At 43.0% G+C, this 13404-nt stretch carries 16 protein-coding genes; 4 read left to right on the top strand and 12 right to left on the bottom strand.

What is annotated here, in order from left to right; translation table 11 throughout:
- Positions 1–52: 52 nt before the first annotated feature.
- Positions 53–667 carry a phosphoglycerate mutase family protein gene (locus tag FPZ42_RS05710; protein ID WP_146269493.1) on the top strand — a complete coding sequence of 205 codons (615 nt, stop codon included), beginning with the start codon at positions 53–55 and terminating at the stop codon, positions 665–667.
- 31 nt (positions 668–698) lie between these two features.
- On the opposite strand, the gene FPZ42_RS05705 is transcribed toward FPZ42_RS05710, so the two are convergent.
- From FPZ42_RS05705 to FPZ42_RS05680, 6 genes are all read right to left on the bottom strand, one after another.
- Complete coding sequence (locus FPZ42_RS05705) at positions 699–929, bottom strand: hypothetical protein (protein ID WP_146269492.1); 231 nt, start codon at positions 927–929, stop codon at positions 699–701.
- Between the two features lie 151 nt (positions 930–1080).
- Positions 1081–1824: a zinc ribbon domain-containing protein gene (locus tag FPZ42_RS05700; RefSeq protein WP_146269491.1), complete on the bottom strand. Its 744-nt coding sequence runs from the start codon at positions 1822–1824 to the stop codon at positions 1081–1083.
- Positions 1824–2921: a Nif3-like dinuclear metal center hexameric protein gene (locus FPZ42_RS05695; RefSeq protein ID WP_146269490.1), complete on the bottom strand. Its 1098-nt coding sequence runs from the start codon at positions 2919–2921 to the stop codon at positions 1824–1826. The genes FPZ42_RS05700 and FPZ42_RS05695 overlap by 1 nt, the downstream gene beginning before the upstream one ends.
- A 386-nt stretch (positions 2922–3307) precedes the next feature.
- On the bottom strand, positions 3308–3673 hold the full coding sequence (locus FPZ42_RS05690) for a TM2 domain-containing protein (protein WP_146269489.1): 366 nt from the start codon (positions 3671–3673) through the stop codon (positions 3308–3310).
- A 144-nt stretch (positions 3674–3817) separates the two neighbouring features.
- Positions 3818–4060 (bottom strand): DUF2752 domain-containing protein, encoded by a 243-nt coding sequence (locus FPZ42_RS05685; RefSeq protein ID WP_255563247.1) that lies wholly within the window; start codon positions 4058–4060, stop codon positions 3818–3820.
- Positions 4061–4100: 40 nt separating this feature from the next.
- A complete protein-coding gene (locus FPZ42_RS05680) occupies positions 4101–4514 on the bottom strand; it encodes a DUF4199 domain-containing protein (protein ID WP_146269488.1) in 414 nt (137 codons plus the stop codon).
- Between the two features lie 136 nt (positions 4515–4650).
- Between FPZ42_RS05680 and mfd the strand changes: the two genes are divergently transcribed.
- Positions 4651–8001, top strand: a complete 3351-nt coding sequence (mfd, locus tag FPZ42_RS05675; RefSeq protein ID WP_146269487.1) for a transcription-repair coupling factor — start codon at positions 4651–4653, stop codon at positions 7999–8001.
- A 140-nt stretch (positions 8002–8141) separates the two neighbouring features.
- Here the strand turns inward: mfd and FPZ42_RS19120 are convergent, their stop codons facing one another.
- From FPZ42_RS19120 to hpt, 3 genes are all read right to left on the bottom strand, one after another.
- Complete coding sequence (locus FPZ42_RS19120) at positions 8142–8279, bottom strand: hypothetical protein (RefSeq protein ID WP_186458690.1); 138 nt, start codon at positions 8277–8279, stop codon at positions 8142–8144.
- Between the two features lie 77 nt (positions 8280–8356).
- A complete protein-coding gene (locus FPZ42_RS05670) occupies positions 8357–8722 on the bottom strand; it encodes a hypothetical protein (protein WP_146269486.1) in 366 nt (121 codons plus the stop codon).
- The gene (gene hpt, locus FPZ42_RS05665; RefSeq protein WP_146269485.1) at positions 8722–9261 is read right to left on the bottom strand and encodes a hypoxanthine phosphoribosyltransferase; all 540 of its coding nucleotides are present in this window, start codon (positions 9259–9261) and stop codon (positions 8722–8724) included. The genes FPZ42_RS05670 and hpt overlap by 1 nt, the downstream gene beginning before the upstream one ends.
- Before the next feature lie 60 nt (positions 9262–9321).
- Here hpt and FPZ42_RS05660 point away from each other — a divergent pair, with 60 nt between their 5' ends.
- Complete coding sequence (locus FPZ42_RS05660; RefSeq protein WP_146269484.1) at positions 9322–10551, top strand: M16 family metallopeptidase; 1230 nt, start codon at positions 9322–9324, stop codon at positions 10549–10551.
- Between the two features lie 21 nt (positions 10552–10572).
- Positions 10573–11145 (top strand): peptide deformylase, encoded by a 573-nt coding sequence (gene def / locus FPZ42_RS05655; RefSeq protein WP_146269483.1) that lies wholly within the window; start codon positions 10573–10575, stop codon positions 11143–11145.
- A 116-nt stretch (positions 11146–11261) separates the two neighbouring features.
- On the opposite strand, the gene FPZ42_RS05650 is transcribed toward def, so the two are convergent.
- From FPZ42_RS05650 to FPZ42_RS05640, 3 genes are all read right to left on the bottom strand, one after another.
- Positions 11262–11882: a hypothetical protein gene (locus tag FPZ42_RS05650; RefSeq protein ID WP_146269482.1), complete on the bottom strand. Its 621-nt coding sequence runs from the start codon at positions 11880–11882 to the stop codon at positions 11262–11264.
- A 107-nt stretch (positions 11883–11989) separates the two neighbouring features.
- Entirely contained in the window at positions 11990–12268 is a 279-nt protein-coding gene (locus tag FPZ42_RS05645; RefSeq protein ID WP_146269481.1) for a NifU family protein, read from the bottom strand.
- A gap of 26 nt (positions 12269–12294) precedes the next feature.
- Positions 12295–13383 (bottom strand): Mrp/NBP35 family ATP-binding protein, encoded by a 1089-nt coding sequence (locus tag FPZ42_RS05640; protein WP_146269480.1) that lies wholly within the window; start codon positions 13381–13383, stop codon positions 12295–12297.
- Positions 13384–13404 lie beyond the last annotated feature (21 nt).

The raw sequence follows: 13404 nt of genomic DNA, 5'->3' as shown, positions 1-13404 counted from the left end.
AAAATTGAGATATATTTGTTATACACTGCATGTACCTATTTAACATACAAGTATGAAAAACGCGATAAGGCCTGTACACTTTTTTGGAGTGCTTTTACTTTGCCTTGTAATAAGCAATTTTAGTGCCTCGGCTCAAAAAACAACCATTTATTTGGTGCGGCATGCAGAAACCCCCATTACTTTGCCCAAAGCAGACGACCCTGCTTTAAGCCAAACCGGGCAGCAGCGGGCAAACGAATTAGCCAAAAAGCTAAAAGGGAAACACATCAAAGCTATTTACGTTACAAAGCTTAAAAGCAGCGGTTTAACCGCCCGGCCGTTAGCTGTTAAAGCACGGATATTACCGAGGGTTTATGAAGCAGACAGCGCAGGCATAAGATACCTTGCAAAGGCTTTGCTCAAAAATTTTCAGGGAAGTAATGTTTTGATAATTGCTGATGCCAACTCTTTGATGCCGTTGTTGAGCGCATTAGGTGCCGACACCCCTTTTGCTGCCGTTAGTGAACAAGATTATGATATGTTGTACACTGTGACCATTAAAGAAAACGGCGACACGGAGCTTGATCTGGATTACTATGGCCAAAAACACCATGAGAACGAGATCCCGGAAAAATACCTGCCGGAAATAAGTCACCCGGAGAATATACGCCCTTTTACGAATTATTAGAACGCATGACATGACACAGTGAAGATTCGCTTTACATCCTCATCCTTAATGATACCGACCTGCCAAGTGCCTGCACAAATTCAGGGTCTAAAACAGATTCGGGTTCGCGAAGTTTCCAAACATTGTTCTCTTTAATAAGGTGCAACTTTTCACCATTGAGCATCAGCTCAAGCTCTGTAGTATTCTTATTAATCAAGTTGCTGTTGATGATCTGGTAAACGTAGTCCCGATCATTAAATGTTATTCGTAGCGGTAATCCCATACACAATTCTTCTCTGTTGTAAAGTTAAATTTTATAACGAACCACGAAAGTCTATTTAAAAACTAAGTCCTTGAGGCTCAATGCTGATTCTGTAAGACAACAAAAAAGCCCCCTAAAAGGAGGCTTTTAATATGCTTAAAGCTTGGTTAGCTTATGCTTGTTCTTCTTCTAAAGCCATTACTTCGTCTACAAGGATGCGGCCGCAATGCTCGCAAACAATGATCTTCTTGCGCTGACGGATATCAGACTGACGCTGTGGCGGAATCTGGTTGAAACAGCCAGAGCAAGAATCGCGCTGAATGGTAACTACCGCCAACCCGTTTTTAGCGTTTTTACGCAGACGGCTATAAGCAGTTAACAAACGTTCTTCAATGTTCTGTTGCGCTTTTTCAGCAGCAGCAGTTAATTCGCTTTCTTCTTTCTCAGTTTCGGCAGTAATGGTACCTAACTCTTCTTTTTTCGCATCAAGGTCGGCACGGCGAGCGTCAAGATCAGCCTGTGCTTTTTCAAAAATTGTAGTTTTTGAAGCGATCTCGTAACCATACTCGCGAATTTTCTTTTCGCTTACTTGTATATCAAGACCTTGAATTTCAATTTCTTTAGAGATAGCATCGTACTCGCGGTTGTTTTTAACCTCGTTAAGTTGTGCTTCGTATTTTTTTATGTTAGCCTGCGAATCTTTGATCAGGTTTTTGCGGGTAACAATTTCGTCCTCAAGATCGTCAAGCTCGTTTTTTATTTTCTGGATGCGGGTTTCCAAACCGGCAACATCATCCTCAAGATCAGCAACCTCCATAGGCAGTTCACCCCTTACCTGGCGTATCCTGTCAATTTTGGTGTGGACGGTTTGCAGTTCGTATAAAGCTTTAAGCTTTTGTTCTATAGTTTGTTCCATTAAATAAAATATTTGACGGGGTTTGTATTCACTTTTGTTAAACGGATGGCAAAGTTACTAAATTTTTTCTGAATAATTTCGCACAATAGTTGCTGCGTAAATTGCTCACTTTCAAAATGTCCGATGTCTGCGATCACAATTTTTCCCTCGGCATCAAAAAACTCGTGATATTTGTAATCCGCTGTAATAAAAACGTCGGCACCGGCAGATATTGCATTTTTAAGTAAAAACCCGCCTGAGCCTCCGCAAACAGCAACTTTTTTTACCTGCCGATTGCGTAAGGCGGTGTGTTTTATCACCTTACAATCCATTGCTGCTTTAACTTCGCCTAAAAAGTCCAGCTCATCAACGGCTATTTCTAATTCGCCTATCATGCCACTACCAATTTGCTGGTGCTGGTTAGTTAAGTTGTACAAGTCGTACGCAACCTGCTCATACGGATGTGCCAATACCAGCGCCATAATGATCTTGCTTTCCAGGTTAGCCGGGTAAATAGACTCTATTCTCACTTCGTCTTCATGGTGGCGGGCACCTATCTCTCCAACGTAAGGCACACTACCCTCCCCCGCTTTAAAAGTGCCTACACCCTCTGCATTGAAACTTACTTCGCTGTAATTACCAATGTTGCCCGCTCCTGCATGGAAAAGTGCTTTACGCACCTGCTCTGCCTGGGCAACAGGCACATAAGTAACCAGTTTTTTTAACAGATTGTGTTTTGGTGCAAGTATGCGCGTATTCACCAAGCCTAAGGTTTCGCAGATCCTGGCGTTAACGCCTGTTATGATATTATCCAGGTTGGTATGAATGGCATACAAGGCAATATCATGGCGGATGGCTTTTTCTACAACACGTTCTACATAGGTTTTACCGTTAAATTTTTTAAGCCCTTTAAAAACTATCGGATGGTGCGATATGATGAGCTGGGAGCCCGTTGCTATTGCCTCGTCAACTACAGCCTCTGTACAATCAAGAGACACTAATGCCTGGCTGATCTCCTGATCAGGATAGCCTACAATAAGGCCGCTGTTATCATATTCTTCCTGGTAAGACAGGGGAGCAAGCGTTTCGAGGTAAGCAGTAAGCTGTGAAAGTTTCATAGTTTACTAAGGTAGCAAATTTCAGGTTTAGCCCTTCTTAATCTCCCCCTAAAGGCGAGAATTTAAAAAGTCCCTCTCCTTTGGAGAGGGGTTGGGGAGAGGCCAAAAAAAGACCAAAACAGTAGTAATATTTTCTTCGGGTGGTCCGCAGTCGACGTCAATTTACGGCGGGCTCCCAATTCTTACAGCTGTTTCGGCCTTTTAAAATTGGATAGGTTGTGGTAGATATAGGGTGGCTTATGCGTTTTGCTTTTTAACTTTCTTAAGGTCGCCAAGCAAAATGTTCATTAGCTCTTTGTCAAATTTTGTTACCAGTTTGTGTGTTTGTTTATTGTTAGTTTTCATTGTTTTAGGATTTGCGTTGATTTATATTTAAACTCTATGTATTAATAACCGATGCCCATTTTAACGATCTGGTAGCTTTCATAAGCCATTTTTTGGTTGTATTCGTTGGCTAATGAACGGTGGTTTATCAGGTCAACAATGGTTCCTATTAAACAAAAGCCACCGGTGAAAAAGTAAAGCAAGCCCATAACGGTTTGGCCCAGCATAAAGCGCTGTACACCGGCAATGCCTAAGAAACCTACCAGGGTGAATATTAAGACATCCTGAGGGCTTTTGCGCCTGCCTGAGTAGATCATGTAAAAACTTTCTTTTTGCTGATCGTTAAGATCTTTTGTTGCCTGGTGCAAAACTGTCATCTCTTCATTTGTGATGCCCGGTAATGACATATATGGGTTGTAAGTGTTCATGACTTTTACTTTTAGTTTGTGATTGATGATGTAAAGGTAATATCGCTACAAAAATGAGCCTATACAAAATAGGCGGCAACACTTAAACCCTCGGTAAGCGGAGCAAAATGTTCGGCGAAAAAGAGTGGATGTTTTTTACCGACCTTAATTAAACCTGTAATGGCGTGTGTTCAGTAATACAACTATCCTATAGAACAGCGCTAAAACCACAGGGATACCCAGCCAATGGGCATGAAACGACGATCTGATATCGCCATGAAATAAATAGGATATAGCATGTCCAAGTCCACAACCCGGGCACCATGTTAAACCTATAGCTTTAAAGGGGCATAAACTAAAATGGCCCTGACTTGCCGGGTTAGTAAACGCCAGGCAAACCAAAGCCACAGTCCATATTGTTAATTCTGCGTATCTGTTAAACAGCCGTTTAATCAACCCTGTTAGATTTTGTTGTAAGTAACAAAGATACCGCAAAAGCCTCTATTACACCAACAAGCAGGGCACCAAAAATACGGCCGCTAAAGCTTTGAAAACTGGTATCGTTGCCGCTATTATTTATATTGATAAACAAAATGCCACCGAAAACGGCTATAGCTCCGCCTACCAATAATATCTTAAAGCTTTGGATAAGCGCTTCTAAAAAGCCCATGTTTCCTTTAAGCTCCCCGTCCCTAAATCTCTTTACCCCAAAAAATAAGCCGATAAGCGGTATCAGCCCGGATACATATTCAATAGGTGCGGCCTTGCTTTCAGTGAGGTTATACCCTGCACTGCGCATTATAAACAGCCATGCAATGCTCAAAATCCCGATAAGTATCCCAAATATAACTGAGTTCTTCATCTCTGTAAAGGTTGTAAATGTGTGTATTGTGTATTTATCATTAAAAAGTAAACATAAGGTCAAATTGTTTGCTTTAAAATATGATAATTGGCTACAGGTGGCCAAGAAGATGTAATTACTTTATATTTGCACCGATTTGAACATCCGTGATATTTTAGAGCGATATAAGGCTGATGAACGGATAACCAGGCTGGCAAAAGCGTTAAATGCCGGCAAGAGTCCAAGAGTACAGCTGCGAGGTTTAGTCGGATCGGGAGATGCGGCCATGGCCACTGCATTGTATTTTTTGCAGCATAAGCACATGATATTTGTGTTGCCAGAGCGGGAAGAGGCTGCCTATTTCTTATCAGACCTTGAGAATTTAACCGGTAAAGATGTTCTTTTTTTCCCATCATCATACCGTAAGCCGTTTGAGTTTACCCAGCCAGACAGTTCCAACGTTTTGGCCCGTGCCGAGGTATTGAACGAACTGAACCACTCTACCGAGTATGGCCAACTGATTGTAACCTACCCCGAGGCATTGGCTGAGAAAGTGATCGATCGTTCATCATTAGAGAAAAACACCCTTGAGATCAGTGTCAATAATAAACTCAGCATCGATTTCATCAACGAATTTTTGGTTGAATATGATTTTGACCGCGTTGATTTTGTTTATGAGCCGGGCCAGTTTTCAATCCGCGGAGGCATTGTAGACATTTTCTCATTCTCGCATGACCTGCCTTACCGCGTAGAGTTTTTTGGCGACATGATAGAATCTATCCGCACTTTTGAGATAGAAAGCCAACTTTCTGTTGAACAGGTAAAGCAGATCACCATTGTTCCTAACGTGCAATCAAAGTTCTTAACTGAACACAATATTTCGCTGTTGGAGTATGTTGAAGCAGGCACGCAGGTATGGATAAAAGATGTACAGTTTACGCTGGATATTATCCAAAGCGGCCATAAAAAAGCAACCGCTTTATGGAAAGCTTTATCTGCCGAGGAAAAAAATCAAAACCTCGATTGGATAGACCCTAAGTTTGCTTTTACAGATGAGAAACTGATAGCCGACCAATTGCATGATTTCCCGCTGGTAGAGTTTGGCAAACAGTTTTTTTATAATGATGCGCAGGTGATCAATTTTGATATGCGCCCGCAGCCATCATTCAATAAGGACTTTAACCTGCTTATCCACAACTTTAAGAACAACGAGGCAGAGAAGATAGAAAACTTTATCCTTACGGACTCTGCCAAACAAGTTGAGCGTTTATACGCCATACTGGATGACCTGGATAAAACGGTAAAGTTTACGCCGGTAAATATTTCCATCCGCGAAGGATTTATTGACAGGGAACAAAAGCTGGCTTGTTACACAGATCACCAGATATTTGACCGTTATTATAAGTATAAACTTAAAAAGGGGTATCAGCGATCGCAAGCCATAACGCTAAAAGAATTACGAGATCTTAAGCCCGGCGATTTTATCACCCATATTGACCATGGCATTGGCAAATACGCCGGACTGGAAAAAGTGGAGGTTAATGGTAAAACGCAGGAAATGATAAGGCTTGTTTATGCTGATAACGACCTGCTATATGTAAACATCAACTCGCTTAACCGCATCAGCAAATACAGTGGCAAGGAGGGTACCCAACCGCGCATGAATAAGCTGGGTACCGACACCTGGGAACGTCTTAAGAAAACAACAAAAAAAAAAGTTAAGGACATTGCCCGCGACCTGATAAAGCTGTACGCCGTGCGTAAAGCCCAAAGCGGTAATGCGTTTTCGCCCGATAGTTACCTGCAAACCGAGCTGGAAGCTAACTTTTTGTACGAGGATACCCCCGACCAGGAAAAAGCAACTGCAGACTTTAAAAAAGATATGGAATCGCCGCACCCAATGGATCGCCTTATTTGCGGCGACGTGGGTTTCGGAAAAACAGAAGTTGCTGTAAGAGCGGCGTTTAAGGCCGTTGCCGATAGCAAGCAGGTGGCTATATTGGTGCCAACTACTATCCTGGCGGCACAACACTATAAGACCTTTAGCGACAGGCTTAAGGGGTTCCCGGCTAATATAGATTACATTAACCGCTTTAAAACCAGTAAGCAGATCAAAGAAACGCTTGAGAAGCTTAAGGATGGCAAAGTTGATATAATCATTGGCACACACCGTTTGGTGAGCAAGGATGTGAAGTTTAAAGACCTCGGTCTGATGATCATTGACGAGGAGCAAAAGTTTGGTGTAACTGTAAAGGAAAAGCTTAAACAGATGCGCGCTAATGTTGATACGCTGACGCTAACGGCCACACCTATCCCGCGTACGCTGCACTTTTCGCTGATGGGCGCACGCGACCTTTCTATCATATCAACACCACCGCCAAACCGCCAGCCGGTAGTTACCGAGCTGCATGTGTTTAATGATACCCTGATTAAAGATGCCGTGCAGTACGAGATAGAACGCGACGGTCAGGTATTCTTTATCCATAACCGCGTGGCAGATCTGCCGCAATTAGGCGCCCTGATCCATAAACTGGTTCCGAAGGCCCGAATAGGTATTGCCCACGGTCAGTTAGATGGCGATGCGCTGGAAGACGTGATGCTGAAGTTTGTGAACCACGAGTACGACGTGTTGGTAGCTACCACCATTATTGAGGCTGGTTTGGATATCCCCAACGCCAACACCATCATTATCAATCACGCTCATATGTTTGGGCTAAGCGACTTGCATCAGATGCGTGGCCGCGTGGGCAGGAGCAATAAAAAGGCGTTCTGTTATTTGCTTAGTCCGCCGTTGAGTACTTTGACAAATGAGGCCCGCAAGCGTTTGAGTGCCATCGAGGAGTTCAGCGATCTGGGGAGCGGCTTTAACGTAGCCATGCGCGACCTGGATATCCGCGGTAGCGGTAACCTATTGGGCGCCGAGCAAAGTGGCTTTATTGCCGAAATAGGTTTTGAGATGTACCATAAGATCTTAGACGAAGCTATCCACGAACTAAAAGACGAAGAATTTAAAGGTGTGTTCCCCGAGGAAAAGCCAAGGCCATATATCAGTTTTACCCAAATAGATACCGACCAGGAGATTCTGATCCCTGATGAATATGTAACTAACATCGGCGAACGCTATAATTTGTACACGGAGTTAAGCAAACTGGAAAACGAAACCGAACTACAAGCGTTTCAACAGCAACTGCATGACAGGTTTGGCCCGATACCTCACCAGGTTAACGAGTTATTTAATTCCATCCGCTTACAGTGGTTGGGTAAAGCGATAGGATTCGAAAAACTGTCGCTTAAAAATAATGTGTTACGCGGCTATTTTGTAAGCAACCAGCAATCGTCATATTTTGAAACAGATGAGTTCCGGGAGGTGCTCAATTTTGTGCAACGCAACCCAAGGCGCACCAATCTTAAAGAGGTTAAGAACACACTACGTTTAAGCGTTGACCGGGTTAGTACTATTGAAGAAGCGCTGGAGTTGTTAGGTGAGATGAGGGTTATTTGGGCGTAGGTCTGTCCAATTCCTCAGTACTGGTTGAAGTTTCCAACTTCAACCAACAATGCGGCAAGAATTCTCCTTACGACACAAGCTGGAAGCTTTGATCGTTTTAGGTCTAAGTTACGCTGTCGCTAACTTAGACCAGTAGAGGGCTATAAGCTTTTGTATGCCTTTACAAATTCATCCCTGACTTTGATGAACTGCTTGCGCTGGATGTACTCGGGCAATCGTTCTGCAAACCAATCGGGTTCATAAGCGTCTATGGCAGTAAATTTGTCACCTGAGATCAACTCGAATCTGTAATTGGTGCCATCACTCAGGCTCGATGCAATACTGGAACCGTTGGCGTTGTAATGTATCTGATTATTTAACGAATCTGAGTTGATAATCCAAAGGTTTGCCGCGCTAAGCTGATCAAAAATTGCTTTTGCTTTTTTGTGTCAGTCGTTTTTATTATTAGCACCGGATCGGGCCAAGTTTCGTCGTCTTTTTGCTCGCACATGATAGTGCCTTTATAATAAACACCTTGCCTTTCCGCTATCAATGCATAATGTATTACGTTAGACTGCCAGTAACCTTCTGTTGTGTAGGCAACAATGCGGTCGTACTTTTCGTGCAACTGCGCAAAAGCCATCGAATGTTGAGAACTATCAATGACGCCGTAATTACGTGGCAGAGGCTGAGCCGTATCAGCAAAAGGTATCATCAATAACAATGCAATCAGAATTCTCATCACCCCACCTTCTGATAAATCCCCCTCAAATTCCTTCCCAATTCGCGGTAATCTAAGCCATAGCCTACCACAAATTTATTAGGGATCTGGAAGGCCACGTAACGCAGTTCTTCAATGCTATGTTCTATGGAATCGGGTTTTAGTAAAAGGCTGCAAACGGTGATTGACCTGGGTTCGCGTACCTGCAGTTTCTCGATCAGAAATTTGATAGTGTTACCTGTGTCGATGATGTCTTCTATCAGGATAATGTCTCGGTCCTTGATGTCTATTGTTAAGTCAAAGTCGTCGCGGATCTGGCGGGTACTTGACGTTCCACCGAAGTACGAAGCCAGTTTTACAAATGTTACTTCGCACGGCACCACAATCTCGCGTACCAAGTCGGCAATAAACAGGAAGCTGCCGTTAAGCACCCCCACAAATACAGGCTGGCGATCTTCAAAGTCATTATTAATATCCTGCGCAAGTTCTGCAACGCGCTGCTGTATCGCCTCGTGCGAAAACATGGGTTCAAACTCAAGGTCGGCTATTTGTAATTTCATGCTGTAAACATACTAATTGCGAAACAATTTGCGGCTTTATACGCTATCTTTGAACGTTTTATGACAGACCATCAGATACATACCTTATCAAACGGCATCCGCATCCTTTTTAAACATTCACCATCGCCAATAACGCATTGTTGTTTTGTTTTCAACGCAGGTTCGCGCGATGAATTGCCCGGTAAAGAGGGTTTGGCTCATTTTATTGAGCACATGCTGTTTAAGGAAACCAAACGGCGCAACACTACACAGATACTAAATTACCTGGAAATGGTGGGGGCGGACCTTAATGCATATACCACAAAAGAATACACCTGCATCCATGCTTCGTTGTTGAACCAGCACCTACAGCGCGCAGTTGATCTGTTTGAGGATATCATTTTCCACTCAACTTTCCCTGAGGAGGAAATGGAAAAAGAGCGGGGGGTGATACTCGATGAAATAGCCTCATACCAGGACCAGCCTGAAGAAGCGATACAGGATGACTTTGAAGAATATTTGTTTAAAGATCACCCTATAGGTAACAATATTTTAGGAACTGATGAAAGTGTGGCAGCCATTTCACAGCAGGATATTCGTCATTTTACGAAAGCAACCCACAACACCCATCAAATGGTTTTTGCCGTTTACGGTGATTACAAGTTTGAGAAGCTGATAAAAATGTGTGAAAAGTATTTTGGTACTATACCTGAAAACACATCGCATAAAAATCGAATTTCACCGAAAGCGGTAACAACGGGTATTTATGCAGTGCAAAAGCCTATTGCCCAAACGCATTGTATCATTGGTGGCAGGGCCTATCCCTCGGCGCATCAACATAAATACGGGTTGCTGCTGCTGAATAACATACTTGGTGGCATGGGTATGAGTAACCGACTGAATTTGGAGATCCGCGAAAAGCACGGTATTGCTTATACCATTGAATCAAACTATACTTCGCTTACTGATACCGGCATCTTTTCAATTTATCTTGGCACCGATGCTGAAAAAACAGACAAAGCCACAAAGCTTGTTCACAAGGAACTTAAAAAGTTACGTGATAATCGCTTAGGCGAAGTACAGCTTAAACAAGCAAAAGACAAATTTATAGGCCAGATTGCCCTTGCCGAGGAAAGCCGGATGAGTCTTATCATATCTATGGCCAAAAGCTTAATGGACTTTGACCGTATTGATACGCTCGAAGATGTTTTCGCTAAAGTAAATGCTGTTACAGCCGATCATCTGCTAGAAATTAGCAACGAAATATTCGATATCAATGGTTTAATAACCTTGCTGTTTGAGCCTAAATAAATAAACTTTTACCTTTGTAAAATGAAATATCCTATTGTTGCCTACGGCGACCCTGTTTTGAGAAGAAAAGCTACCGCCATTGAAGCCGACGAATATCCGCATATAAAAGAACTGGTTGAGAACATGTACGAAACCATGTATGGTGCGCGTGGCGTCGGCTTAGCCGCTCCACAGGTGGGTATGTCTATGCGATTGTTTGTAGTTGATGCTACCCCGTTTGATGATGAGGAGCCTGAACTTAAGAATTTCAAAAAAGCGTTTATAAATGCTATCATATTAGAAGAGAGCGGCGAAGAATGGTCTTTTAACGAAGGATGTTTAAGCATACCGGATATTAGAGAAGATGTCACCAGGAAATCAACCGTTCGCTTATCGTATTACGATGAGGATTGGAAACATCATGAGGAAACATTCACAGGTATGGCAGCCCGTATCATTCAGCACGAGTATGATCATATTGAGGGCAAGTTGTTTACAGACAAGCTTAGCCCGTTGCGTAAACGATTGATAGAAAAGAAACTAAACGATATTTCAAAAGGTGCTGTAGACGTTGACTACCGCATGAAATTCCCGGCAGCGAAGAAAGGTCGTTAAGAAGAGAATAAAGACAGCACGAGTCAGGAATCAAGATAAAAGAAAAGCCACTTAGTAACTAAGTGGCTTTGTTATTTTAATGGTTTTGATTCTTGCTTCTAACTATCCTGAATCTCTTACTTCCCTCCTCCATCTGTGATGGATTTAATTAGGCTGCCCCAGGCAAGTGGGTTAAGCAGTGGATTTGTGATGGAGTGCGAGTTAACGATATTGGTATGTTGCTGCTGAGAATTAGCAGTAGATATCTCCTGGCCATCACGCGGCAGGGTGTTGGTCATAGCTACTATTGAAGCGCGGCTAATGTTTTTGCGCGCGATTTCAAGATCATCATCAGCTATTTTAGCGTTGACAAAGTCTTTCCTAAATTCATCGGTAGTAGCCCATGGGAAAACCCGAACCATTGGCAGGTTGGTAATCTGCGGTTTAAGCATCACTTTGGCCGTATAGCTTTTACTGCTAATGTTTTGCGGCAAAACCACCGTAACAGGCGCATAACCTATCGCTGTAAATTGAACAGAGTCCTGCTCGTGCGCAACAAAAGAAAAGTAACCATTATAATTACTTATCACTACTGACTTTTTTTGGCTAAGGTTAGTTACCGTTACATAAGGCACTATCATCTTAACGCTATCGGCATTGTATACCACCCCGCTGAATTGTACCAGCGGCTTTTCCTTATCCTGCCCAAGGGCAGATAAAGAAAGCAGTAAAAACAATATGCCAATTAATCTTTTCATTTTAAAAACACACACCAATTACGTGCCGCTTTTAATAATATTATGTTAGGAGCGTACAAAAATACACTAAGCATTGATGCTATAGGCGTATTTAACAAATCTTAACACTATCTCAAATTCTCAGGAAGCACCGCATTGGGGTCATCAATGTCGGTTAGGTTTATTGCTTCAATAGCAGTAATCTCGGGCACAGCCTTTTTAATAGCCTGTTCAATGCCCGCCTTAAGCGTCATGATACTCATGGGGCATGAGCCGCATGATCCCAATAGCTTAAGTTTTACCACATTTTCAGGGGTTATCTCTTCAATAGACACGTTGCCACCATCAGCCTCTAAATAAGGCCTTATAGTGTCTAACGCTGCTTCCACCTGATCGTTTAAACTCATCTTTTATAAATTATTAAGTAAAGATATTAATTATTTACCGCATTCAAAATATGCGCCTTTTCAGCATTTCTTATCGAAACCTGCTGTGCTACACGCTGTGCCATATCAATAAATGCAGTGGTCATCGGACTTTCCTCTTCTAATACTATCGGCTTGCCGGCATCGCCAGAATCGCTTATGCCTTTTATCAATGGTATCTCGCCCAAAAATGGAACGTCAAGTTGTGCAGCCAACTTTTGTCCGCCGCCCTGGCCAAATATGTAATACTTGTTTTCAGGCAACTCTGCCGGTGTAAAGTAGGCCATGTTCTCTACAATGCCCATGATAGGTACGTTGATAGCTTCCATCATAAACATACCTATACCTTTCTTAGCATCCGCAAGGGCAACGTTCTGCGGTGTAGTTACCACAACAGCCCCGGTTATCGGGAAACTTTGCGTAACGGTTATATGTATATCACCTGTGCCCGGCGGCAGGTCTATCACCAGGTAATCCAGTTCGCCCCAATCCGCGTCGTTGAACAACTGTTTAACTGCCGTGGAAACCATTGGCCCACGCCATGGTACAGGTTGATTAGGGTCGGTAAAAAAACCTATCGACAAAAGCTTTATCCCATATTTTTCGATCGGCTCTATCCTTGTTTTGCCGTTCTCTTGTGTCGCCATAGGCCGTGCACCTTCCAAACCAAACATGATTGGTATTGACGGACCATATATATCTGCATCTATTAAACCAACCTTGGCACCTGTTTTCGCCAGCGCTAAGGCCAGGTTTACAGATACGGTTGATTTACCCACACCGCCCTTACCGCTGGCAACGGCGATAATGTTCTTAACGCCCGGCACGCCGGTATTACGCTGCGTGGTTACCTGCGATGTCATAATCACAGTAACTTCAACCTCTTTGCTGATGAAGTGTGCAATAGCGTTGCGGCAGGCATTTTCTATTAGTCCCTTTAATGGGCATGCCGGGGTGGTAAGCACAACAGAAAAGGCCAGCTTATTGCCCTCAATATGGATGTCCTGTATCATGTTCAGGGTTACCAGGTCTTTCTTCAGATCAGGCTCCTCAACATGGCTAAGGGCTTGTAATACTTGTTCTTTAGTAATATTCATGTTTATTTACCGCCAAAAATA

The sequence above is a fragment of the Mucilaginibacter achroorhodeus genome, assembly GCF_007846095.1.
In the GTDB taxonomy this organism is placed as follows: Bacteria; Bacteroidota; Bacteroidia; order Sphingobacteriales; family Sphingobacteriaceae; genus Mucilaginibacter; species Mucilaginibacter achroorhodeus.
The sequence above is the reverse complement of the archived record's forward strand: the minus strand, read 5'-3'. Positions and strand labels throughout refer to the sequence as shown.

Bases quoted from the DNA above. Each gene is read 5' to 3' on its own strand.
- hpt (WP_146269485.1), bottom strand. From the start codon at position 9,261: ATGAAATTACAAATAGCCGACCTTGAGTTTGAACCCATGTTTTCGCAC.
- FPZ42_RS05700 (WP_146269491.1), bottom strand. From the start codon at position 1,824: ATGGAACAAACTATAGAACAAAAGCTTAAAGCTTTATACGAACTGCAA.
- FPZ42_RS05710 (WP_146269493.1), top strand. From the start codon at position 53: ATGAAAAACGCGATAAGGCCTGTACACTTTTTTGGAGTGCTTTTACTT.
- FPZ42_RS05645 (WP_146269481.1), bottom strand. From the start codon at position 12,268: ATGAGTTTAAACGATCAGGTGGAAGCAGCGTTAGACACTATAAGGCCT.
- FPZ42_RS05705 (WP_146269492.1), bottom strand. From the start codon at position 929: ATGGGATTACCGCTACGAATAACATTTAATGATCGGGACTACGTTTAC.
- FPZ42_RS05660 (WP_146269484.1), top strand. From the start codon at position 9,322: ATGACAGACCATCAGATACATACCTTATCAAACGGCATCCGCATCCTT.
- def (WP_146269483.1), top strand. From the start codon at position 10,573: ATGAAATATCCTATTGTTGCCTACGGCGACCCTGTTTTGAGAAGAAAA.
- FPZ42_RS05695 (WP_146269490.1), bottom strand. From the start codon at position 2,921: ATGAAACTTTCACAGCTTACTGCTTACCTCGAAACGCTTGCTCCCCTG.
- FPZ42_RS05640 (WP_146269480.1), bottom strand. From the start codon at position 13,383: ATGAATATTACTAAAGAACAAGTATTACAAGCCCTTAGCCATGTTGAG.
- FPZ42_RS05680 (WP_146269488.1), bottom strand. From the start codon at position 4,514: ATGAAGAACTCAGTTATATTTGGGATACTTATCGGGATTTTGAGCATT.
- FPZ42_RS05650 (WP_146269482.1), bottom strand. From the start codon at position 11,882: ATGAAAAGATTAATTGGCATATTGTTTTTACTGCTTTCTTTATCTGCC.
- FPZ42_RS05670 (WP_146269486.1), bottom strand. From the start codon at position 8,722: ATGAGAATTCTGATTGCATTGTTATTGATGATACCTTTTGCTGATACG.
- FPZ42_RS05690 (WP_146269489.1), bottom strand. From the start codon at position 3,673: ATGAACACTTACAACCCATATATGTCATTACCGGGCATCACAAATGAA.